Origin of the sequence: Rubrivivax rivuli (genome assembly GCF_004016505.1) — a bacterium.
Classification (GTDB): domain Bacteria; phylum Pseudomonadota; class Gammaproteobacteria; order Burkholderiales; family Burkholderiaceae_C; genus Rubrivivax; species Rubrivivax rivuli.
Genome location: NZ_SACR01000002.1, coordinates 804,214 through 825,073, shown reverse-complemented (window position 1 = coordinate 825,073; position 20,860 = coordinate 804,214). Strand labels below are relative to the sequence as shown.

The window sequence follows — 20,860 nt, the reverse complement described above, 5'->3', positions numbered from 1 at the left end:
GGGCATGCCCGGTGGGCACGCAGACCTGTATTGCACGGTGCCGCTCCTGCGGCGCCCACCCCTCGCAGGTTGGAGATCCGCCCGTTGTTTTAGGGGGTCTCCTGCGGGACCGTCAGCCGGCTGTGGCGGGGCTGCAGCGCCGGGCCCGGCGGCTGGCCACGCCAACCCCCATCAGCGCCGCAGACACCAACAGCAAGGTGGTGGGTTCGGGCACCGGGTTGGCAGTTCTGACCTGCATGGCCGTGAAGACCACGTGGTCGGTCGTGCTGTTCATGTAGATGCGCTGCGTTGCCTGGTCTGCGGTGAAGCGACCGACCACGTATTGAGGAACGCTGGATGCCGTCGAGCCGAACGGCGCTGCCGGTGCGCCTTGGTTGAGCGTGACCGAATTGCCGCTGCCGTCGCTGAACTGCGTGGCCCAGTTGTAGTTCCAGAATGACTCAAGAATCTGGACGTCGTAGGCCTGCCCGATGGTGAGGTTGGCAATCTCGATGTACGGGCATGTGCCCGATTGGATGGAGCAGTTGGGGATGTTGGACCCGCGGAAGCCGCCGGCTGAAACCAGCGATCCGTAGCTGCCCCAGGAGCCAGGCGCACTGCCGTAGCTGGCGATGTCTTCTTCCATCCCGTACAGCTTGATCGGGGCAGAGCCGAAACTCACCACACCGCCACTGAAGCCCGACACGCCAGCGAAGCTGACGCCGTTCACCGACACCGAGGAAGCGCTTCCCGCGCGGACAGCGCCATGGAGGCTGCCGCCGGTGATGATCTCCGCCGCGTTGCCGGTCTCGTTCTGGACCGCGCCCCAGGTGATCGGCGCCGCCTGTGCAACCCAAGCGGTACTGAACAACGCCAGACCCAGCGCGTACGCCCCGGAAAACGATGCAAGACTCTTGCGGTCGGACATCAGCTCGCTCCTCGTTCGTTGTTGTGCGGCGCTGTTCGGGTGAAACCCGTGCGGTTCGCGCTGCCTGCGCATGCCAAGCAACATCAAGGCCAACTGCGATTTCCCGTTCTTCGACAAAGGCTTGAGGGGCCGCCTGCACTTCTGCAAGCGCCAGCGGACCCTCGGCTGTCAAGTGCTTCGACATCCGTCCCGCTGACCCCAAGGGGCTCAGCCCTTGACCACGGCATAACGCGCCAGCGTCTTCTCGCGCGCCACGGCGTGGTCCACCACCGGCAGCGGGTAGTGCTTGCCGAGCTCGATGTTGGCGGCCAGCAGGTCCACCGGCCGTGCCAACCAAGGCGCGTGGATGAGCTTGTCGGGCAACGCCGCCAACTGCGGCAGGTAGCGCTTGATGAAGCGGCCCTGCGGGTCGAACTTCTCGCTTTGGTTCACCGGGTTGAAGATGCGGAAGTAGGGCTGTGCATCGCAGCCCGAGCTCGCAGCCCACTGCCAGCCGCCGTTGTTGGCGGCGAGGTCGAAGTCGTTGAGGTGCAGCGCGAACCAGGCTTCGCCGCGGCGCCAGTCGAGGCCCAGGTCCTTGGTGAGGAAACTCGCCACCACCATGCGCAGGCGGTTGTGCATGTAGCCGGTCTGCGCCAGCTGCAGCATGGCCGCGTCCACCAGGGGGTAGCCCGTGCGGCCTTCGCACCACGCGGCGAACAGATCATCGGCGTGTTTGCCGTGTTCCCAGCGGATGCGGTCGTACTCTGGCTTGAAGGCCTGCTGCACCACGCGCGGGTGGTGGTGCAGCACCTGGTGGTAAAAGTCGCGCCAGATCAGCTCAGACAGCCACACGTCGGCGCCACCGCGTGGGGCATCGGGCGCCGCCGGCGGGCTGGCCTGCTTGCGATCCATTGCCAGCCGCGCCAGCCGACGCACGCTGACCGTGCCGAAGCGCAGGTGTGTGCTGAGGTAGCTGGGGCCCTTGACGGCCGGGAAGTCGCGCGTTTCGCCATAGCGGTCGATGCGCTCGAGGAAGTCGGTCAGCAGCTCTTCTGCGCCGGCCGGGCCGCTGGGCAGGCGCAACTGGTGCAGGTTCGTGCGCTGGAAGCCGATGTCTTCCAGCGTCGGCACGCCGGGCTCGTTCTCGGGCTTGGGCGCCAGCGCGCCGGCGTGTTTCGCCACCGGCCATGCGCTCAGGAAGTAGGGCTCGCACCTCTTCAGCCACGCGTTCTTGTAGGGCGTGAAGACCGAGAACGCGCCGCCGCTCATCGTGAGCACTTCGCTGCGCTCGAAGACCACGTGGTCCTTCACGGTGTGCAGCATCACGCCGGCTTCGGCCAGGCGACCCCGTACCTGGGCGTCGCGCGCCTGCGCCGCGGGCTCGTCGTCGTGGCTGGCGTAGACGGCCTGTACCTGCAGCCGCGCCGCCAATTCGGGGATGGCCTGCTTCGGCCAGCCGTGCAGCACGATGAGCCCGGCGCCTTCCACGCCGTGCGAGACGGCCAGTGCGCGCAGTTCGGCGTCCACGCCGACCAGGCTGTCGCGGATGAACTCGACCCGGCGGTCGGCCCGGGGCAGGGGGTCGAGGATGTCGCGGTCGAAGACGAACACGCACCACACCTGCCGCGCGGCTTTCAGCGCGTGGTGCAGGGCGGCGTGGTCGTCGGTGCGCAGGTCGCGGCGCATCCACACGAGGGCGCGCGCCAGGCGCGGCGGGGCGGGGTGGGGGGTGGGCTTGCTCACGGCCCGTAGTGTGGCCGCGGAATAGAATCCGAGCATGCCCACAGGCCCGCGCATCGACCTGACGAACCAGTTCCTGATCGCCATGCCGGGCATGGTCGACGAGACCTTTGCGCGCACCGTGGTGTACCTGTGCGAGCACAACGAAAAGGGCGCCCTGGGCCTGGTCATCAACAAGCCCATCGACATCAAGCTCAAGAACCTGTTCGAGAAGGTCGAGCTGCCGCTGGACCGCGCCGAACTGGCCGAACAGCCCGTCTTCTTCGGCGGTCCGGTGCAGACCGAACGCGGCTTTGTGCTGCACGAGAAGCTGCTGGAAGGCGCCAGCCCCTTCAACAGCACGCTCTCGGTGCCCGGTGGCCTGGAGATGACCACCAGCAAGGACGTGCTGGAAGCCCTGGCCGAAGGTTCGGGCCCGGCCAAGGTGCTGGTGACGCTGGGCTACAGCGGCTGGCAGGCCGGGCAACTGGAAGACGAGATCGGCCGCAACGGCTGGCTGAACGTCGACGCCGACCCGAAGGTGATCTTCGACACGCCGGTGGAGAAGCGCTACGAGACGGCGCTGGCGCTGCTGGGCATCGACCCGCGCATGTTGTCGCAAGAGGCCGGTCATGCGTAGATGTTGGCCCCCAAGCTCGCTGGCGCTCGCTACCCCCCCAGGGGGCCGTCCGCCAGCGGCCCGGCTGAGCCGGATCCGCGGCGGGAAGCTTGGCTGTGGCTGTTCGTAGCTTTTTGGCCTTCGACTACGGTGTGAAGCGCGTGGGTGTCGCTTCGGGCAACACGCTCTTGGGTCGAGCCACCCCTCTGAAGACGATCAGCGTCGACGGCGATGCGCGCTTTGCCGCCATCGGCAAGCTGCTGGCCGAATGGCAGCCCGACGCGCTGGTCGTGGGCGTGCCCTTCCACCCCGATGGCGCCGAGCATGAGAACACCTTGAAGGCGCGGCGCTTTGCACGCCAACTGCACGGGCGCTTTCGCTTGCCGGTGCACGAGGTCGACGAGCGCTACACCACCACCGAAGCCCTGGGCCAGGGCGCGGCCGATGCCGATGCCGCGGCTGCGGCCATCATCCTGGAGCAGCACCTGCGCTCGCTCGCTGCTCCCCCAGAAAGCGCATGACCATGCTGCAACTCGACGCCGAAGCCCTGTATGCCGAACTGCGCGAAGGCGTGCGCGGCCTGCTCAAGCCCGAGGGCGCGCTGGTGGGCGTGTGGAGCGGAGGCGCCTGGCTGGCTGAGCGGCTGCAGAAAGACCTGGGCTTGCCCGGTGGCGACAAGGGCCACGGCGTCATCAGCAGCACGCTGCACCGCGACGATTTCTCCGAGCGCGGCTTGGCCGCCGGCACCGATGCCACGCGCCTGCCCTTTGCCATCGACGGCCGCCACATCGTGCTGATCGACGACGTGCTCTACACCGGCCGCACGCTGCGCGCGGTGATCAACGAACTCTTCGACTTCGGCCGCCCGGCCAGCGTGACGCTGGCGGTGCTGGTCGACCGCGGCGGGCGCGAGCTGCCCATGGCCGCGGCCTTCGCGGCCGCGCGCATCGTGCTGCCGGCCACGCAGCGCCTGTCGCTGGCGCGCGCCGATGACGGGCACTTCAGCTTCACCGTCACCAACCCCCACCACCCGCACGACTGAGCCGCAAGCCATGCTGTCCCGCCGCAACCCGCAGCTCAACACGCACGGCGAGCTGATCCACCTGCTCAGCATCGAGGGCCTGCCCAAGGCCGTGCTGACGCAGATCCTCGATACCGCCGGCACTTTCTTGAGCGTCAACGACCGCGACGTGAAGAAGGTGCCGCTGCTGCGGGGAAAAAGCGTCTTCAACCTGTTCTTCGAGAACAGCACGCGCACGCGCACGACCTTCGAGATCGCGGCCAAGCGCCTGAGCGCCGACGTCATCAACCTCGACATCGCGCGCAGCAGCACGGCCAAGGGCGAGAGCCTGCTCGACACCATCGCGAACCTCTCCGCGATGCATGCCGACATGTTCATCGTGCGCCATGCCGAAAGCGGCGCGCCCTACCTGATTGCGCAGCATGTGGCGCCGCACGTGCACGTGGTCAATGCCGGCGACGGGCGCCACGCCCACCCCACGCAGGGGCTGCTGGACATGTACACGATCCGGCACTTCAAGAAAGACTTCACCCAGCTGACCGTGGCCATCGTCGGCGACATCGTGCACAGCCGCGTGGCCCGTTCCGACATCCACGCGCTCACCACTTTAGGCGTGCCCGAGATCCGCGCCGTGGGCCCGAAGACGCTGGTGCCGGGCGATCTGGCTTCCATGGGCGTGCGCGTGTGCCACCGCATGGAAGAGGGCATCAAGGACGCCGACGTCATCATCATGCTGCGCCTGCAGAACGAACGCATGAGCGGCGCCATGCTGCCCAGCGCCGGCGAGTTCTTCAAGAGCTACGGCCTCACGCCCGAGAAGCTGGCGCTGGCCAAACCCGATTGCATCGTGATGCACCCCGGGCCCATCAATCGCGGCGTGGAAATCGCGTCGGAAGTGGCCGACGGCGGCCACAGCGTCATCCTGCCTCAGGTGACCTTCGGCATCGCGGTGCGCATGGCGGTGATGAGCACGATCGCTGGGAACCAGGCATGAAGATCCTCATTCGCAACGGCCGCGTCATCGACCCTGCCTCGGGCCGGGACGAGATCACCGATGTCTGCATTGCCAGCGGCCGCATCGTCAGCATCGGCCCGGCCGGCGAGTTCAGCGCCGACCGAGTGATCGACGCCACCGGCCTGGTGGTGGCGCCGGGCCTCGTGGACCTGGCCGCGCGCCTGCGCGAGCCCGGGCAAGAGCACGAAGGCATGCTGGAAAGCGAACTGGCTGCCGCCGCAGCCGGGGGCGTGACCAGCCTCGTCTGCCCGCCCGACACCGACCCCGTGCTCGACGAGCCCGGCCTGGTGGAGATGCTGAAGTTCCGCGCACGCAAGCTCAGCCGCTGCCGTGTGTTCCCGCTGGGCGCGCTGACACGCGGGCTGCAAGGCCAGGCCCTCACCGAGATGGCCGAGCTGACCGAGGCCGGCTGCGTGGGCTACTCGCAAGCCGACGTGCCCGTCACCGACCAGCTCGTGCTGCTGCGCGCGCTGCAGTACGCCGCCACCTTCGGCTACACGGTGTGGCTGCGCCCGCTGGACGCCTGGCTGGGCAAGGGCGTGGCCGCCTCGGGCGCGCTGGCCACGCGCCTGGGCCTGAGTGGCGTGCCGGTGGTGGCCGAGACGGTGGCGCTGCACACCATCTTCGAACTGGTGCGCGCCACCAAGGCGCGCGTGCACCTGTGCCGCCTGAGCAGCGCCGCTGGCGTGGCGCTGCTGCGGGCGGCCAAGGCCGAGGGCCTGCCGGTGACGGCCGATGTCAGCATCAACAGCCTGCACCTCACCGATGTCGACATCGGCTACTTCAACCCTGACATGCGCCTCGTGCCGCCGCTGCGCCAGGGCCCCGACCGCGCCGCGCTGCGCGCCGCACTCGCCGACGGCACGCTGGACGCGCTGGTCTCCGACCACAACCCCGTGGCCGACGACATGAAGAACCTGCCCTTCGGCGAAGCCGAGCCCGGCGCCACCGGGCTGGAGCTGCTGCTGAGCCTGGCGCTGCGCTGGGGCCAGGACAGCGGCCTGCCGCTGGCCCAGACCCTGGCGCGGGTGACGCAGGGCCCGGTGGCGGTGCTGGGTGACGCCTTGGGCTCGCTGGCCAGCAGCGCCGGCCGTCTGGTGGAGGGCGGCGTGGCCGATGTCTGCGTCTTCGACCCGTCCGATGAATGGACGGTGAGCCCTGGCGTGCTGGCCAGCCAGGGCAAACACACACCGTTCTCCTTCTCGTCCACCGGCATGGCGCTGCCGGGCCGCGTGCGCGCCACGCTGGTGGCCGGCACCCTGGCCTGCGAGCGCGCACCGCTCGCCCAGGCCTGATGCAGGTCTTGGGGGGCGCCTGGCGCCTGCTTCGCGCCGTGCTGCACGTGCTGCATGGCATGGCGGTGATGACCCGTTTCCCGCGCCTGAGCGCGGCCGAGCGCCACCAGCGCATCCAGTGGTGGTCGGCCGGCCTGTTGCGCGCCATCGGGCTGCATCTGCAGGTCACCGGTGTGGCGCCGCGCGCCAGCGCGACGCTGGTGGTGGCCAATCACATCTCCTGGCTGGACATCGCTGCCATCCACGCCGCCGCGCCGCAGGTGCGATTCGTCAGCAAGGCCGATGTGCTGCAGTGGCCGCTGCTGGGCTGGCTGATCCGTGGTGCCGGCACGCTCTTCATCGAACGCGAACGCAAGCGCGACGCCGTGCGCGTGGTGCACGCCATGGCCGAGGCGCTGAGCGCGGGCGACGCCGTGGCCGTGTTCCCCGAGGGCACCACCGGCGCCGGGCCGGAGCCGCTGCCCTTCCATGCCAACCTGCTGCAGGCGGCGATCGCCTCTGGCGCGCCGGTGCAACCGATGGTGCTGCGTTTCTCCGACGCCGCTGGGCCCTTCAGCCCCAGCGTGGAGTTCCTCGGCGAGACCACGTTGCTGCAGAGCGTTTGGCGTGTGGCCACCGCGCGCGGGCTCACCGTGCATGTGGAACTGCTGCCCCCCGTGAGCACGGCTCACGCCGACCGCCGGGCGCTGGCCGAACACCTGCGCCAGCTCATCGCCGAGCGCCTGGCTCAGGCGGCCTGAAGGCTGTTGTCGCGCCGCAGCCATGTGCGCGACTTCTCCTCTTGGCGACTGGCGCTGCAGGCCTTAGCGTCAACGCATGCTGCAACTGCTGGCTTTCGAAGACAACTGCGCGCTGGCGCCCGCGCTGGCCCAGGCGCTGGATTGCCCCTGGGCGGTGGTGCAGCGCCACCGCTTTCCTGACGGTGAAACCCGCCTGCGCCTGCCCCCCGTGCTGCCGTCGCATGTGATCGTCCTGCGCGGCCTCGAAGACCCCAACGCCAAGCTCACCGAGCTGCTGTTCGCAGCGGCCGGCGCTCGTGAACTCGGCGCGCAGCGGCTCACGCTGGTCAGCCCTTACCTGGCCTACATGCGCCAGGACATGGCCTTCAACCCCGGCGAAGTCGTCAGCCAGCGCCACCTGGGCGCCTTGCTGGCCGCGGCCTTCGAGGCCGTGGTCACGGTCGACCCCCACCTTCATCGCGTGGCCTCGCTCGACGAGGTGCTGCCCGGGCGCCGGGGCTTGTCTGTCAGCGCTGCGCCTTTGCTGGGTCTGCACGCGGCCCGCCAGGTGCCCGGCGCCTTGCTGGTGGCCCCCGACGAAGAAGCCGGTCAATGGGTGCGGGCGGCCGCGCAGGCTGCCGGGCTGGCCCATGCCGTCTGCCACAAGCAACGCCATGGCGACCGCGAGGTCGAGGTGGCGCTGCCCGACGTGGACGTGCGCGGCCGCGCCGTCGTGTTGCTGGACGATGTGGCCAGCACGGGCCGCACCCTGGTGGCTGCGGCCCGTGGCGTGCTGGCGGCGGGCGCGCTGAGCGTCGACGTGGCCGTCACCCACGCCCTTTTCGTCGGCCAGGCCCTCGCCGAGGTTCACGCTGCCGGCGTTCGCCATGTCTGGAGCAGCGACTGCGTGCCGCACGCCAGCAATGCCGTCAGCGTGGCACCGCTGCTGGCCGAGGCCGTGCAGCGCTTGACAGGCCTTGAACCGGGATGTGCCGCATGAACGCACCCGCATCGCCGCCCCCCAACGTGCCCCTGGGTGAGCTGATGGAGCTCACCACGCCGGGCGCGCCGCTGCCCTTTGCCGTGCTGGACAGCATGGGTCGCCTGCTCTTGGCCGCCGGCAAGCAACTGCAGGACGCCGACCAGTTGCATGCGCTGATGGAGCGCGGCGGCTGTGTCGATCCGGTGGAGGCGGAAGCGGCCCGCGCTGCGGCCCGCGCCGCCGCCGGTGGCGGCGCTGCGTCGGCCGGCGGCGCCGGCTGGGGGCCCGTGGTCCGCCAGCGCACCTGGTTCGATCGCATGGAGCGGCAGATCTGGACGCTGGACGAGCTCTTGCGCGGTCTGGGCCGCGGCAGCACGACGGCGGCACAGCTCGAGGCCTTTGCCGATGGCTACATCGCGCTGGTGGAGCGCCATCCCGACCCCGCGCTTTACCTGTGCGTGCGCCAGTACGACCGCCGCTTTGCGCTGTATGCGCTGACGCACGCGCTGCACACGGCCACGGTCTCGCTGCTCACCGCCCGGCAGCTGGGCTGGGCCGCCGAAGACCAGCGTTGCGCGGTGCGGGCGGCGCTGACGATGAACGCCTCCATCGTCGAGCTGCAGGCGCGCATGGCCGAGCAGAACGAGGCGCCCAATGCTCGCCAGATGGCGCAGATACGCGCCCACCCCCAGGAGTCTGCGCAACTGCTCCGCAAGGCCGGTGTGCAGGAGGCCGATTGGCTGCAGGCCATCGAGCAGCACCACGAGCGGCCGGGCGGCGGCGGCTACCCCCAGGGCCTGAACGAGGTGGGTACCCAGGCCCACCTGCTGCGTGCGGCCGATGTCTTCACGGCCAAGATCAGCCCGCGCGCCTTCCGCGCGCCGCTGACCACGCAGCTCGCAGCGCGGCAGCTGTTCCAGGAAGAGAAGGGCGGCCCGGTGGCCGCGGGCCTGATCAAGGCCGTGGGCATCTACCCGCCGGGCGATTTCGTCTGGCTGAAGAACGGCGATGCCGGCATCGTCGTGCATCGCGCTGCGCCGGGGCGGGGCACGGTGGTGGTGTCGCTGTTCGGCGCCAATGGCCGGCCCGTGCCGGGCTCACCGCGCCGCGACACTGCGCAGCCCGAGTTCGCCATCACCGGCTCGCTGGCCGAAAAGGCCAACCTGCCGCGCGTGCTGCCCGAGCAGGTGTACGGCCTGCTCGACCAGGAAGCCCCGCCCGCCTGAGCGGGCCGATGCCGCGGGCCCTGGCGCTTCAGGCCGTCTTGCCGGCGGCCTGGGCAGCCACCGCGGCGGCGGCTTTGGCGGCCGCTTCGGCATCACCGAGGTAGTAGCTCTTCAGGGGTTTGAGCTGCGCATCCAGCTCGTAGACGAGCGGGATGCCATTCGGGATGTTGACGCCGACGATGGCGTCGTCGGCCACGTTGTCGAGGTACTTCACCAGCGCGCGAATGCTGTTGCCGTGCGCGGCGATCACCACGCGCTGCCCCGAGACGATGGCCGGCGCGATGCGCTCGTTCCAGAAGGGCAGCACGCGCGCGACGGTGTCCTTCAGGCACTCGGTCAGCGGGATCTGCTCCGGTGCGAGCTTGGCGTAGCGGATGTCGCTGCGCTCGCTGCGCGCATCGGTGGCTTCAAGTGCCGGCGGGGGCGTGTCGTAGCTGCGACGCCAGATGAGCACCTGCTCGTCGCCATACTGCTTGGCCATGTCGGCCTTGTTCAGGCCTTGCAGCGCGCCATAGTGGCGCTCGTTCAGGCGCCAGTCGTGCTGAACGGGCAGCCAGGTGCGATCGAGCGCGTCGAGTGCATGCCACAGCGTCCACACCGCGCGCTTGAGCACCGAGGTGTAGGCCACATCGAAGTCGTAGCCCGCTTCCTTCAGCAGACGGCCAGCTTCCTGCGCCTGCCGCACGCCGGTGGCCGTCAGCGGCACGTCGGTCCAGCCGGTGAAGCGGTTCTCGAGATTCCAGGTGGATTCGCCGTGGCGAATGAGGACAAGCTTGTACATGGGCCCGGATTCTATAATTCGGGGTTTGCATAGACGCGCCTTGCAGCGCAGGCCCCCCGGTGAATTTCTTTCTCGAAAACTGGCCTCTCTTTGCCCTGGCGGCCACCTCGGGCGGCCTGCTGATGTGGCCCATGATCAAGGGTGGCTCGGCCTCGGGCAGCGTGAGCACGGCCGAAGCGGTGCGCCTGATCAACCGCGAGCGCGGTGTGCTCATCGACGTGAGCGAGCCCGGCGAGTACGCCGCTGGTCACGCTGCCGGGGCGCGCAACATCCCCTTCGGCCAGATCGAGGGTCACAAGTCGCTGCCCACGAACAAGCAGCTGCCCGTGTTGCTGATGTGCCCCACGGGTGCACGCGCCGGCCGCGCCGCAGCGCTGCTGCGCCAGGCCGGTCACGAGAAGGCCGTGGCGGTCGCCGGGGGCACCGCTGCCTGGCGCGAGGCCAGCCTGCCGGTGGACAAGCAGGCCGCCGAGGCCGACAAGGCCGACAAGAACGACAAGGCCGAGAAAAGTGAAAAGGGCGGCAAGGCGGCCTGAGGGTTCGCAAGCCGCCGTTCACGCCTGCATCTGCTTCCGAAAGGCACCGCATGAGTTCCGTGACCATGTACACCACGCAGGTCTGCCCTTTCTGCGTCCGGGCCAAGGCCCTGCTCAAGCAGCGGGGTGTCGAGCAGATCAACGAGATCCGGATCGATCTCGACCCGGTGCAGCGCCAGCACATGATGGAGATCACCGGTCGCCGCACCGTGCCGCAGATCTTCATCGGCGAAACGCATGTCGGCGGCTGCGACGACCTCATCGCACTCGACCAGCGCGGCGGGCTCCTGCCTTTGCTGGGCCAGGCGGCCAACTGAACATTCCTGGGCCCCCGCATCGCGGGGCTTCATGGGCGTTGCCGGGCTGGGTGAGGTCAGGCGCTCGGCCATAATCCCGCGCTGCGGCTCGGTGCCACCTGCGGCGTCGGGCTTTGTCACCTTTGGAACCCCTCTCATGGCCGACGAGACCCCCGTTTTCCAGATCCAGCGCATGTACCTGAAGGACCTGTCGCTGGAGCAACCCAATTCGCCGGCGATCCTGCTCGAGCAGGCTCAGCCGCAGGTCGACATCAACCTGGGCATGGGCGCGCAGCCGGTGCAGGACGGCATCTTCGAAGTGACCGTCACCGCCACCGTCACCACCAAGGTCAAGGACAAGGTGCTGTTCCTGGTGGAGGCCAAGCAGGCCGGCATCTTCGAGATCCGCAACGTGCCCGAAGAGCAGATGCAGGGCATTATCAGCATCGTCTGCCCGCAGATGATCTACCCCTACCTGCGCGCCATCGTCAGCGATGTCTGCACCCGTGCAGGTTTCCCGCCCATCCTGCTGACCGAAGTGAATTTCCAGGCCATGTTCGAGGCCCAGCAGGCACAGATGGCTGCGCAGGCCAACGGCGGCTCCAGCATCATCACAGGCGTGAACTAAGGGCTCCGGGCTTGTCGCTGCGCGCCTTCGCCACCCCCGGGGGGCTCTTCCCGGACCGGGGGGCCCCGATCCGGGAAGGAAGGGGCGCAGCGAGCCTGTGAAGATCGCCGTCTTCGGCGCGGGCGCCTGGGGCACGGCGCTGGCCATGGCCGCGGCGCAGCGCCATGACACCCTGCTGTGGGCGCGCGACGCCTCCCAGGCCCAGGCCCTGTTGGCCGAGCGGCGCAACAGCCGCTACCTCGGCGGCGTTGCATTGCCGCCGACCTTGCGCGTCACGGCCGATTTTTCACAGGCCCAGGCCCATGCGTGCCAAGGCCTCACCGTCATCGCCACGCCGATGGCGGCATTGCGCGAGCAACTGGCCCGCATTCCCGATGCCCGCCCCGTGCTGTGGCTGTGCAAGGGCTTCGAGGCGCGCACTGGTGCGCTGGGCCACGAGGTGGCGCGCGAGGTGCGGCCCTCGGCCGCGGCCGGTGTGCTCTCCGGCCCCAGCTTCGCGCTCGAGGTGGCGCGCGGCCAACCCACGGCCTTGGTGGCGGCCAGCAACGACACGGCCCTGGTCCAGTCGGCCGTGGCGGCCTTCCACGGCGACAACTTGCGGGTCTACTCCAGCACCGACACCGTGGGCGTGGAGGTGGGCGGCGCCGTGAAGAACGTGCTGGCCATCGCCACCGGCATCGTCGATGGCCTGGCTGGGGCGGGCCGCGAAGGGGCGCCGGGGCTCAATGCGCGGGCGGCGCTCATCACCCGGGGCCTGGCCGAGATGACGCGCCTGGGCGTGGCGCTTGGCGCCCGGCCCGATACCTTCATGGGCCTGTCGGGCCTGGGCGATCTCGTGCTCACGGCCACCGGCGACCTCTCGCGCAACCGGCGCGTCGGCCTGATGCTGGCCGCCGGGCGCACCTTGCCCGAGACCTTGAGCGAGCTTGGCCATGTCGCCGAGGGTGTCTACAGCGCCGTGACCGTGCGCGACCGCGCCCGCGCAGCGGGCGTGGAGATGCCGATCACCGATGCCGTCTGCGAAGTGCTGGAAGGCCGACTGGGCCCGGCCGATGCGCTGCGCCTGCTGATGGCACGCGATCCGCGGCCCGAGGCTTGAGGCAACCCGGGCCGCAGGCCCTCAGCCCGCGGCGCCCTCGTAGCCACACTGGCGCCAGGCGTCGAAAACCGCCACTGCCACTGCGTTGCTGAGGTTCAGGCTGCGCTGCCCGGCAAGCATGGGCAGGCGCACCCGCTGCGCGGCCGGAAAGCTGTCGCGAAGGGCCGGCGGCAGGCCGGCCGACTCGCAGCCGAAGACCATCCAGTCGCCGGACTGCCAGTGCACCGCCGGCAGCGGCTGCGAGCCGCGGGTGGTGAACGCGAAGCAGCGCTTCGGGTCGGGCCGCTCGCTGCTCAGCAGCGCCTCCCACGAGGCATGCCGGCGCACCGCGGCGGTCTCGTGGTAGTCCAGGCCGGCGCGCCGCAGCAGCTTGTCGTCCATCGAGAAACCCAGCGGCTCCACCAGGTGCAGCGCGCAGCCGGTGTTGGCGGCCAGGCGGATCACGTTGCCGGTGTTGGGCGGAATCTCGGGGTGGACGAGCACGATGTGGAACATGGGAACTTCAATCGGCGGTGGGGTTGTCGGGCGTGCGCGCCAGCACCCAGACCTCGACCGCCGCCGCGCCGGCGCGGCGCAGCACGGCAGCGGATTCGCGCACCGTGGCGCCCGTGGTCATCACGTCATCGACCAGCGCGACACGCCGGCCTTGCAGCGCGTTGCGCCGCTGCGGGTCGGCCATGAAGGCCGTGCGCAGGTTGCGCTGGCGTTCGCTGCGCGTCAAGGCGCTCTGGTGCGCGGTGTCCAGCGGGCGCTGCAGCAGCGCGGCGTCCGACGGCAGCGCCAGGGTGCGGGCCACGTGCCGCGCCAGTTCCCACGCCTGGTTGTAGCCCCGCTCGCGCAGGCGCGCTGGTGCCAGGGGCACGGGCAGCACGGTGTCGGGCCAGGGCCTGGGCGCCTGTGCCACCGAGCGTCTGACCGCCGCGGCAAGCAGTTCCGCCAGCGGCATGGCGAGTTCGGCGCGGCCGTGAAACTTGAAGGCGGTGATGAGGCGATCCCAGGGGTAGGCGTAGTCGGCCACGCAGACCGTGCATTCGAAGGGAGGCGGCTCTCGCAGACAGGCGCCGCATCGCGGCAAGGCCAGCCCCGTGACGAGGCCGCAGGTGGTGCAACGCGGGCGCGGCGCGGCGAAGCGGCACAGGCACTCGGCGCAGATGCCGCTGTCTGCCCAGCGCCGGCAGACCTCGCACTGCTGCGGCAACGTGAGCCTGGCAGGGGCGTGGCGGCGCATCGGCTCAATATACTGCCCACCCATGGCACTCCCCGACTCCGGCGGCAGCGACAAGGCCCGTCCGCTGGACGTCCGCGCGCTGGAGCGCGTGCAGCGCCGGCTGCAGGCCGCGGCGCAGCCTCCCTGGCTGCACGGCGAGGTGGCGCGGCGCATGGCCGAGCGGCTGCCCTTCATCAAGATGCAGCCCGCTGCGGTGGCCGACTGGGAGGCCTTCCTCGGCGCCAGCCAGCCGCAGTTGCGCGAGCGCTACCCAAGGGCGCGCCTTCTGGCCGTGGAGCACAGCGCCACGCGGCTTGGCGCCACGGCCGAGGCTCTGGCGCAGCCCTGGTGGTCGCCACGCCGCTGGGCCGGCGCCGCTGCGCAGGCGATGGACCCCGATGCGGTGACGCCCGGACAGGTGCAGCTGGTGTGGGCCAACATGGGTTTGCACGGCGCCGCCGAGCCGCTGCGGCGGATGCGCCAATGGCACCGGGCGCTGGCCGTCGACGGCTTCTTGATGTTCTCGACGCTCGGCCCCGGCACCTTGAACAGCCTGCAGGCCCTGTACCGGGCGAAAGGCTGGCCGTCGCCCCTGGCGCCTTTCGTCGACATGCACGACCTCGGCGACATGCTGATCGAGGCTGGCTTCGCAGACCCGGTGATGGACCAGGAAACCATCACCCTCACCTGGGCCACGCCCGAAGAGCTGTTGGCCGAACTGCGGCAGTTGGGGGGCAACCTGGCCCTGGACCGCTACCCGGGCCTGCGCACGCCGCGTTGGCGGCAGCAACTGCTCCAGGCCCTGCGTGGCCTGGCCGGCCCGGATGGCCGCCTCGGCCTGGACTTCGAGATCGTCTACGGCCATGCCTTCAAGCCCCTGCCCAGGGCGCGCTTGGCCGCCGAAACCCAGGTGCCACTGGCAGACCTGCGCGCCATGGTGAAGTCTGGCCGCCGATCAGACGGTAGAGGCTGACCCCGCAGCCCGGTGAAGCGGGCTCACTGCTATAGAATTCCAGATGAAATTAGGGGTTGGGTCGCCGCAATCGGCTGCACCAGCGAGCGTTTGATGCCTGCTCCAGCCCGCACCGTCACTTCCGCCCCTGCAGTACGCCCTCCGATGTCCGCCACCTACGCCCCAGGCCTCTGGCCCGAGCCGCACGCTTCGCTGCGCGATGGGTCCTGGGTTTTCGGGCGCGAGGTGGTGCTGGCTCACCTGCCCGGCAGCCCTGTGTCATTGCAGTGGCTGTTCAAGCGCAACTGCTCGATCACGCCGCGCCAATTGGGCTGGTTCTACGCCTCGCTCTGCGCGGTGTCGCTGTTCATAGGCACTTTCTTTTTCCTGCAGGGTGCGCCGCTGGTGCTGCTGTTCACGGGCCTTGAATTGCTGGCGGTTGGGCTTGCGCTGCTGCTCTTCGCTCGCCACGCGGGTGATCGAGAAGTCCTCACACTCGTGGGGCGCTCGCTCCAGGTCGAGCAGTGCGTGGGCTCCAAGGTCGATCGCACCGAATTCCTTGCCGACTGGCTGCACGTGGAGCCCGCCCGCGGGCAGGGCTCGCTGGTGCAGCTCCGGGGGCGAGGGCAACTCGTGCAGGTGGGGCGCCAGCTGCGTCCGGAACTGCGCGGCGCCTTCGCACAAGAACTCCGCCGGGCCCTGCGTCGCTTGTCTTCGCAGCCTGGCACAGAGACCGATCCGAACCGAAGCACTCCATGATGACGATGAAGCCTATCTCCTGGTCCAGCCTGACCCGGCGCTGCGCGCAGCCCTTGCTGGCCCTGGGTGCCCTGACGGCAAGCGGCGTGGCCCTGGCCACGAACGACCTGCCCGGCGGCCCCAAGGTCAACCAGTTGAACCTGCACGATCCGGTCACCAAGATCGGCGAGCAGCAGCACTTCCTGCACAACTTCATGCTGGTGGTGTGCCTGGTGATCTTCATCGCGGTGTTCGCGGTGATGTTCTATTCGATCCTCAAGCACCGCAAGTCGCTGGGCCACAAGCCGGCGAACTTCCATGAGAGTGTGGCGGTCGAGATCGCCTGGACCATCGTGCCCTTCATCATCGTCGTGATCATGGGCGCCATGGCCACGCGCACCGTGGTGGCCATGAAGGACACCAGCAACGCCGACCTCACCATCAAGGCCACCGGCTACCAGTGGAAGTGGGGCTACGACTACCTGAAGGGCCAGGGTGAGGGCATCGCCTTCCTGTCGACGCTCGACGTGTCGCAGCGCACCATGTCCGACAGCGGCAAGCCCTCGGGTGACGACTACCTGCTGAAGGTGGACAACCCCCTGGTCGTGCCCGTCAACCAGAAGGTGCGCATCGTCACCACGGCCAACGACGTGATCCACGCCTGGATGGTGCCCAGCTTGGGCGTCAAGCAGGATGCCATCCCCGGCTTCGTGCGCGACACCTGGTTCCGCGCCGAAAAGGTGGGCGATTACTACGGCCAGTGCGCCGAGCTCTGCGGCAAGGAGCACGCCTACATGCCCATCCACGTGAAGGTGCTCAGCACCGAGGACTACGCCAAGTGGGTGGAAGGCAAGAAGAAGGAAATGGCCGCGCTGGCCGATGATCCGAGCAAGGTCTGGACGCTGGAAGACCTGGTGGCCCGTGGCGAGAAGGTCTACGCCGCCAACTGCGCCGCCTGCCACCGGCCCGACGGCAAGGGCGCCGGCCCCATCAAGGCACTCGACGGCAGCCCGGTGGTGACCGACGCCGACAAGAGCAAGCAGATCCAGATCCTGTTGAATGGCGCCGCCAACGGGGCGATGCCGGCCTGGAAGACGCTCTCGGACACCGAGATTGCGGCTGTGGCCACCTACACCAAGAATTCCTGGGGCAACAAGACGGGCACGGTCGTGCAGCCGTCTGAAATTGTTGCCGCCCGCAAGTAATCGGCCGCCCAGCAGACGCCAAAAGGATTCACCATGAGCGCAGTTCTCGACCCCAAGGGCCACGCAGGCGGCCATTCTGACGACCACGCCCACGACCACGGCCATCCGCATGGCTGGCGTCGTTGGCTGTTCGCCACCAACCACAAGGACATCGGCACGATGTACCTGCTGTTCAGCTTCGCGATGCTGATGGTGGGTGGCGTGCTGGCGCTGGGCATCCGTGCCGAGCTCTTCCAGCCGGGCCTGCAGTTCGTCAACCCGGAGCTGTTCAACCAGCTCACGACGATGCACGGCCTGATCATGGTGTTCGGCGCCATCATGCCGGCCTTCGTGGGCTTCGCGAACTGGATGCTGCCGCTCCAGATCGGCGCGGCGGACATGGCCTTCGCGCGCATGAACAACCTCAGCTTCTGGCTGCTGATCCCGGCGGCGCTGATGCTGGTGGGCAGCTTCTTCATGCCCGGTGGCGCCCCGGCCGCCGGCTGGACGCTCTATGCGCCGCTGACGCTGCAGATGGGCCCCTCGATGGACGCTGGCATTTTCGCCATGCACATCATGGGCGCGAGCTCGATCATGGGCTCGATCAACATCATCGTCACCATCCTGAACATGCGCGCGCCTGGCATGACGCTGATGAAGATGCCGCTGTTCGCCTGGACCTGGCTGATCACGGCCTACCTGCTCATCGCGGTGATGCCCGTGCTGGCCGGCGCCATCACGATGACGCTGACCGACCGCCACTTCGGTACCAGCTTCTTCAACCCCGCCGGCGGCGGTGACCCGGTGATGTACCAGCACATCTTCTGGTTCTTCGGTCACCCCGAGGTCTACATCATGATCTTGCCGGCGTTCGGCATCGTCAGCGCCATCATCCCGGCCTTCGCACGCAAGCGCCTCTTCGGCTACACCTCGATGGTGTACGCCACGGCCTCCATCGCCATCCTGAGCTTCATCGTGTGGGCGCACCACATGTACACCACCGGCATGCCGGTGACGGGCCAGCTCTTCTTCATGTACGCGACCATGCTGATCGCGGTGCCCACGGGCGTGAAGATCTTCAACTGGATCGCCACGATGTGGAAGGGCTCGATGACCTTCGAGACCCCGATGCTCTGGAGCGTGGGCTTCCTCTTCGTGTTCACCATGGGCGGCTTCACGGGCCTGATCCTGGCCATGGCGCCCATCGACATCCAGTTGCAGGACACCTACTACGTGGTGGCGCACTTCCACTACGTGCTGGTGGCGGGCTCGCTGTTCGCGCTGTTCGCGGGTGTGTACTACTGGGGTCCGAAGTGGACCGGTGTCATGTACAGCGAGACGCGCGGCAAGATCCACTTCTGGGGTTCGTTGATCTTCTTCAACATCACCTTCTTCCCGATGCACTTCCTGGGTCTGGCCGGCATGCCCCGCCGTTATGCCGACTACCCGATGCAGTTCGCCGACTTCAACGCCATCGCCTCGGTGGGCGCATTCGGCTTCGGGCTGATGCAGGTCTACTTCTTCGTCTTCGTCGTGCTGCCCATGATGCGCGGCAAGGGCGAGCCGGCGCCCCAGAAGCCCTGGGAAGCCGCTGAAGGCCTGGAGTGGGAAGTGCCTTCGCCGGCGCCGTGGCACACCTTCGAGACGCCCCCGAAGCTGGACGCCACCGCCACGCGCGTGATCGGCTGAGCGCAGACGGTGCCCCATGGCTCTGAGTGAACAGCAGCGCAAGGCCAACCGGCGTTTGGGTCTGATCCTGGCGTCGGTGGCTCTGGTCTTCGCGCTGGGCTTCGTCACCAAGCTCGCCTACTTCGGCGGTTGAGAGCCCGACCATGCCATCGATGAACCGCCTCTTTGCCGACAACCGGCGCATGCTGGGCAAGTTGCTCGTCATCGTGGCGGTGATGTTCGGCTTCGGCTACGCGCTGGTGCCGATGTACCGCGCCATCTGCGAGGCGCTGGGCATCAACGTGCTCAGCCTCTCTGAGCAACGCATCGCCACCGGCAAGTGGAGCACGCATTCGGTGCCGGCGAACACGCAGGTCGACACCAGCCGCACCATCACGGTCGAATTCGACGGCAACGTGCGCGGCCCCTGGGATTTCAAGCCCGCGCGCAGCTCGCTGCAGGTGCACCCGGGCGAGATGATGACGGTGATGTACGAGTTCCGGAACCGCCAGAACCGCACGATGGCGGCTCAGGCGATCCCGAGCTACGCACCGCGCCAGGCCAGTGCGCACTTCAGCAAGGTCGAGTGCTTCTGCTTCAACGAGTGGACGCTCGCGCCCGGCGAGCGCCGCGAGTGGCCCGTTACCTTCGTCATCAACCCCAAGCTGCCGAAAGACGTGACGACCATCACCTTGTCGTACACCTTCTTCGAGGTGGGCGGCAAGGTGCCTGCAGCACCCACAGGTTCGGTGGGCGTGAAGGCGGTCTCGCTGAAAGGGGCCGGCCTGTGAGCGATCTCAAGGACGCGGTCGCACGCCGCGGGTCCTTCCTGCAGACGGCGCGGGCTGTCGGGTGGTCGTTCTTTGGCGTGCGCCGGTCGGCCGATCTTGCGCAAGACGTGCAGAAGCTCAATCCGGTGCACGTGATCGTCGCCGGGCTGCTTGGGGCAGCCTTGTTCGTGCTGGCGCTGGTGCTGCTGGTGCGCTGGGTCATCGGCAGCGGCGTCGCCGGGGCCTGAGGGGGCCCCAGCGCCCGTCACATTGGATATTCTGGTTCGAGGAGAAACACACAACATGTCCGCCACCACCGCTGCCGGCAGCACGCCGCACTACTACATCCCCGCGCCCTCGCGCCACCCGGTGCTGATGGCCGGTGGCCTCTTTCTCGTCATCCTCGGCGCCGGGCAGTGGGTCAACGGCTCCACCTGGGCACCTTGGGTCCTGCTGGCCGGCATGGCCGTGTGGCTGACCGTGATGTTCCAGTGGTTCAGCGAGGCCATCCGCGAAAGCGAAAGCGGCCTCTACAGCGACCGCATCGATGTCAGCTTCCGCTGGAGCATGAGCTGGTTCATCTTCAGCGAGGTGATGTTCTTCGCGGCTTTCTTCGGGGCTCTTTACTGGGCTCGCGTGCACGCCGTGCCCAACCTGGGCAGCCTTGAGAACCAGCTGCTGTGGCCCGACTTCAAGGCCCTGTGGCCCAGCGCCGGCCCCGGCATCACGGCCTCGCCGGCGGGCACCGTGGAGCCCTTCAGCACCATCGGCCCCTGGCCCCTGCCCACCATCAACACGGCCCTGCTGCTGACTTCGGGTGTCACCCTGACGATCGCCCACCACGCGCTGATCGCTGGCAACCGCGGCAAGACCATCCTGTGGATGTGGATCACGGTCGCTCTGGGTGCCACCTTCGTCGGCGTGCAGGCCTTCGAATACATCCATGCCTACCGTGACCTGAACCTCAAGCTCAGCAGCGGCATCTTCGGCAGCACCTTCTTCATGCTGACGGGCTTCCACGGCTTCCACGTGCTCGTGGGCATGTTGATGCTGTTGTTCATCACCATCCGGCTGATGAAGGGTCACTTCACGCCCGAGCGTCACTTCGGTTTCGAAGGCGCAGCTTGGTACTGGCACTTCGTGGACGTGGTGTGGCTGGGTCTGTACTTCCTGGTGTACTGGCTCTGAGCTTCCATCAGCGCCCAATGCAAACGCCGCGTGAAGCGGCGTTTGTTTTTGCAGCGGCGCAGCGGCGAGCTACCCCGTCGCTCAGCGCCCGGTGGGCAGGCCCGTGGGTTGCACCCACCCCATGGCCCAACTCAGCAAGATGAGCAGGAACAAGGCCACCGACAGCCCGACCCGCACCGCCAGCGCACGCGCCATGTGCTTGCTGCGGTTGCTGTCGGCCGCCTTGTCGTTGCCGCGCCGCATCATGAAGACACCAGCACTGGCCAAAGCCACGAGCACGGCCACGAGGAACAAGACCATCACGGTTTTCATCGCTGGGGATTATCCG

General features: G+C 68.5%; 26 protein-coding genes. 20 read left to right on the top strand and 6 right to left on the bottom strand.

Features of this window, described 5'->3' with window-relative positions:
• Positions 1-112: 112 nt before the first annotated feature.
• Together EOE66_RS08305 and EOE66_RS08300 are read right to left on the bottom strand one after the other, a co-directional pair.
• Positions 113-907, bottom strand: coding sequence for a PEP-CTERM sorting domain-containing protein (locus EOE66_RS08305; protein ID WP_164885031.1), 795 nt, complete (start codon positions 905-907; stop codon positions 113-115).
• A gap of 207 nt (positions 908-1,114) precedes the next feature.
• Positions 1,115-2,575: a cryptochrome/photolyase family protein gene (locus EOE66_RS08300; protein WP_245478968.1), complete on the bottom strand. Its 1,461-nt coding sequence runs from the start codon at positions 2,573-2,575 to the stop codon at positions 1,115-1,117.
• A gap of 91 nt (positions 2,576-2,666) precedes the next feature.
• Between EOE66_RS08300 and EOE66_RS08295 the strand changes: the two genes are divergently transcribed.
• From EOE66_RS08295 to EOE66_RS08260, 8 genes are all read left to right on the top strand, one after another.
• Positions 2,667-3,248, top strand: coding sequence for a YqgE/AlgH family protein (locus EOE66_RS08295; RefSeq protein WP_128228178.1), 582 nt, complete (start codon positions 2,667-2,669; stop codon positions 3,246-3,248).
• A 95-nt stretch (positions 3,249-3,343) separates the two neighbouring features.
• Complete coding sequence (ruvX, locus tag EOE66_RS08290) at positions 3,344-3,748, top strand: Holliday junction resolvase RuvX (protein ID WP_310733099.1); 405 nt, start codon at positions 3,344-3,346, stop codon at positions 3,746-3,748.
• Positions 3,745-4,269, top strand: coding sequence for a bifunctional pyr operon transcriptional regulator/uracil phosphoribosyltransferase PyrR (gene pyrR, locus EOE66_RS08285; protein ID WP_128228176.1), 525 nt, complete (start codon positions 3,745-3,747; stop codon positions 4,267-4,269). The genes ruvX and pyrR overlap by 4 nt, the downstream gene beginning before the upstream one ends.
• Positions 4,217-5,242 (top strand): aspartate carbamoyltransferase catalytic subunit, encoded by a 1,026-nt coding sequence (locus EOE66_RS08280; protein WP_375137463.1) that lies wholly within the window; start codon positions 4,217-4,219, stop codon positions 5,240-5,242. The genes pyrR and EOE66_RS08280 overlap by 53 nt, the downstream gene beginning before the upstream one ends.
• Complete coding sequence (locus EOE66_RS08275) at positions 5,239-6,558, top strand: dihydroorotase (protein WP_128228174.1); 1,320 nt, start codon at positions 5,239-5,241, stop codon at positions 6,556-6,558. Before EOE66_RS08280 ends, EOE66_RS08275 begins: the two co-directional genes overlap by 4 nt.
• Positions 6,558-7,298, top strand: a complete 741-nt coding sequence (locus EOE66_RS08270) for a lysophospholipid acyltransferase family protein (RefSeq protein WP_128228173.1) — start codon at positions 6,558-6,560, stop codon at positions 7,296-7,298. Before EOE66_RS08275 ends, EOE66_RS08270 begins: the two co-directional genes overlap by 1 nt.
• Before the next feature lie 76 nt (positions 7,299-7,374).
• Entirely contained in the window at positions 7,375-8,277 is a 903-nt protein-coding gene (locus EOE66_RS08265; RefSeq protein ID WP_128228172.1) for a ribose-phosphate diphosphokinase, read from the top strand.
• Positions 8,274-9,485 (top strand): HD-GYP domain-containing protein, encoded by a 1,212-nt coding sequence (locus EOE66_RS08260; protein ID WP_128228171.1) that lies wholly within the window; start codon positions 8,274-8,276, stop codon positions 9,483-9,485. The genes EOE66_RS08265 and EOE66_RS08260 overlap by 4 nt, the downstream gene beginning before the upstream one ends.
• Positions 9,486-9,513: 28 nt before the next feature.
• Here EOE66_RS08260 and gpmA read toward each other — a convergent pair whose 3' ends face one another.
• On the bottom strand, positions 9,514-10,266 hold the full coding sequence (gene gpmA, locus EOE66_RS08255; protein ID WP_128228170.1) for a 2,3-diphosphoglycerate-dependent phosphoglycerate mutase: 753 nt from the start codon (positions 10,264-10,266) through the stop codon (positions 9,514-9,516).
• 59 nt (positions 10,267-10,325) lie between these two features.
• Here gpmA and EOE66_RS08250 point away from each other — a divergent pair, with 59 nt between their 5' ends.
• The 4 genes from EOE66_RS08250 (at position 10,326) to EOE66_RS08235 (ending at position 12,825) form a co-directional block, all read left to right on the top strand.
• Positions 10,326-10,802 carry a rhodanese-like domain-containing protein gene (locus EOE66_RS08250; RefSeq protein ID WP_128228169.1) on the top strand — a complete coding sequence of 159 codons (477 nt, stop codon included), beginning with the start codon at positions 10,326-10,328 and terminating at the stop codon, positions 10,800-10,802.
• A 50-nt stretch (positions 10,803-10,852) separates the two neighbouring features.
• On the top strand, positions 10,853-11,119 hold the full coding sequence (grxC, locus tag EOE66_RS08245) for a glutaredoxin 3 (protein WP_128228168.1): 267 nt from the start codon (positions 10,853-10,855) through the stop codon (positions 11,117-11,119).
• Between the two features lie 136 nt (positions 11,120-11,255).
• Positions 11,256-11,726 (top strand): protein-export chaperone SecB, encoded by a 471-nt coding sequence (gene secB / locus EOE66_RS08240; protein WP_128228167.1) that lies wholly within the window; start codon positions 11,256-11,258, stop codon positions 11,724-11,726.
• Between the two features lie 97 nt (positions 11,727-11,823).
• Entirely contained in the window at positions 11,824-12,825 is a 1,002-nt protein-coding gene (locus EOE66_RS08235) for an NAD(P)H-dependent glycerol-3-phosphate dehydrogenase (protein ID WP_128228166.1), read from the top strand.
• Positions 12,826-12,846: 21 nt separating this feature from the next.
• Here the strand turns inward: EOE66_RS08235 and EOE66_RS08230 are convergent, their stop codons facing one another.
• Positions 12,847-13,320 (bottom strand): tRNA (cytidine(34)-2'-O)-methyltransferase, encoded by a 474-nt coding sequence (locus EOE66_RS08230; RefSeq protein WP_128228165.1) that lies wholly within the window; start codon positions 13,318-13,320, stop codon positions 12,847-12,849.
• Between the two features lie 7 nt (positions 13,321-13,327).
• On the bottom strand, positions 13,328-14,053 hold the full coding sequence (locus EOE66_RS08225; RefSeq protein ID WP_128228164.1) for a ComF family protein: 726 nt from the start codon (positions 14,051-14,053) through the stop codon (positions 13,328-13,330).
• 22 nt (positions 14,054-14,075) lie between these two features.
• Here EOE66_RS08225 and EOE66_RS08220 point away from each other — a divergent pair, with 22 nt between their 5' ends.
• The 8 genes from EOE66_RS08220 to EOE66_RS08190 all read left to right on the top strand — a co-directional run bounded on the left by EOE66_RS08220 (position 14,076) and on the right by EOE66_RS08190 (position 20,532).
• Entirely contained in the window at positions 14,076-15,005 is a 930-nt protein-coding gene (locus EOE66_RS08220; protein ID WP_128228163.1) for a class I SAM-dependent methyltransferase, read from the top strand.
• Positions 15,006-15,149: 144 nt separating this feature from the next.
• Positions 15,150-15,743 carry a DUF2244 domain-containing protein gene (locus EOE66_RS08215; protein ID WP_128228162.1) on the top strand — a complete coding sequence of 198 codons (594 nt, stop codon included), beginning with the start codon at positions 15,150-15,152 and terminating at the stop codon, positions 15,741-15,743.
• Entirely contained in the window at positions 15,740-16,927 is a 1,188-nt protein-coding gene (gene coxB, locus EOE66_RS08210; RefSeq protein ID WP_375137462.1) for a cytochrome c oxidase subunit II, read from the top strand. The genes EOE66_RS08215 and coxB overlap by 4 nt, the downstream gene beginning before the upstream one ends.
• A 33-nt stretch (positions 16,928-16,960) precedes the next feature.
• A complete protein-coding gene (gene ctaD / locus EOE66_RS08205) occupies positions 16,961-18,595 on the top strand; it encodes a cytochrome c oxidase subunit I (protein ID WP_128228160.1) in 1,635 nt (544 codons plus the stop codon).
• A gap of 16 nt (positions 18,596-18,611) precedes the next feature.
• Positions 18,612-18,728, top strand: coding sequence for a cytochrome oxidase small assembly protein (locus EOE66_RS22030; protein ID WP_210214355.1), 117 nt, complete (start codon positions 18,612-18,614; stop codon positions 18,726-18,728).
• Positions 18,729-18,747: 19 nt separating this feature from the next.
• Entirely contained in the window at positions 18,748-19,365 is a 618-nt protein-coding gene (locus EOE66_RS08200; protein WP_128228305.1) for a cytochrome c oxidase assembly protein, read from the top strand.
• Positions 19,362-19,592 (top strand): DUF2970 domain-containing protein, encoded by a 231-nt coding sequence (locus EOE66_RS08195; protein WP_128228159.1) that lies wholly within the window; start codon positions 19,362-19,364, stop codon positions 19,590-19,592. The genes EOE66_RS08200 and EOE66_RS08195 overlap by 4 nt, the downstream gene beginning before the upstream one ends.
• Positions 19,593-19,647: 55 nt before the next feature.
• Positions 19,648-20,532 carry a cytochrome c oxidase subunit 3 gene (locus EOE66_RS08190; RefSeq protein ID WP_128228158.1) on the top strand — a complete coding sequence of 295 codons (885 nt, stop codon included), beginning with the start codon at positions 19,648-19,650 and terminating at the stop codon, positions 20,530-20,532.
• An 81-nt stretch (positions 20,533-20,613) separates the two neighbouring features.
• Here the strand turns inward: EOE66_RS08190 and EOE66_RS08185 are convergent, their stop codons facing one another.
• The gene (locus EOE66_RS08185) at positions 20,614-20,844 is read right to left on the bottom strand and encodes a twin transmembrane helix small protein (protein ID WP_128228157.1); all 231 of its coding nucleotides are present in this window, start codon (positions 20,842-20,844) and stop codon (positions 20,614-20,616) included.
• Positions 20,845-20,860: the final 16 nt, after the last annotated feature.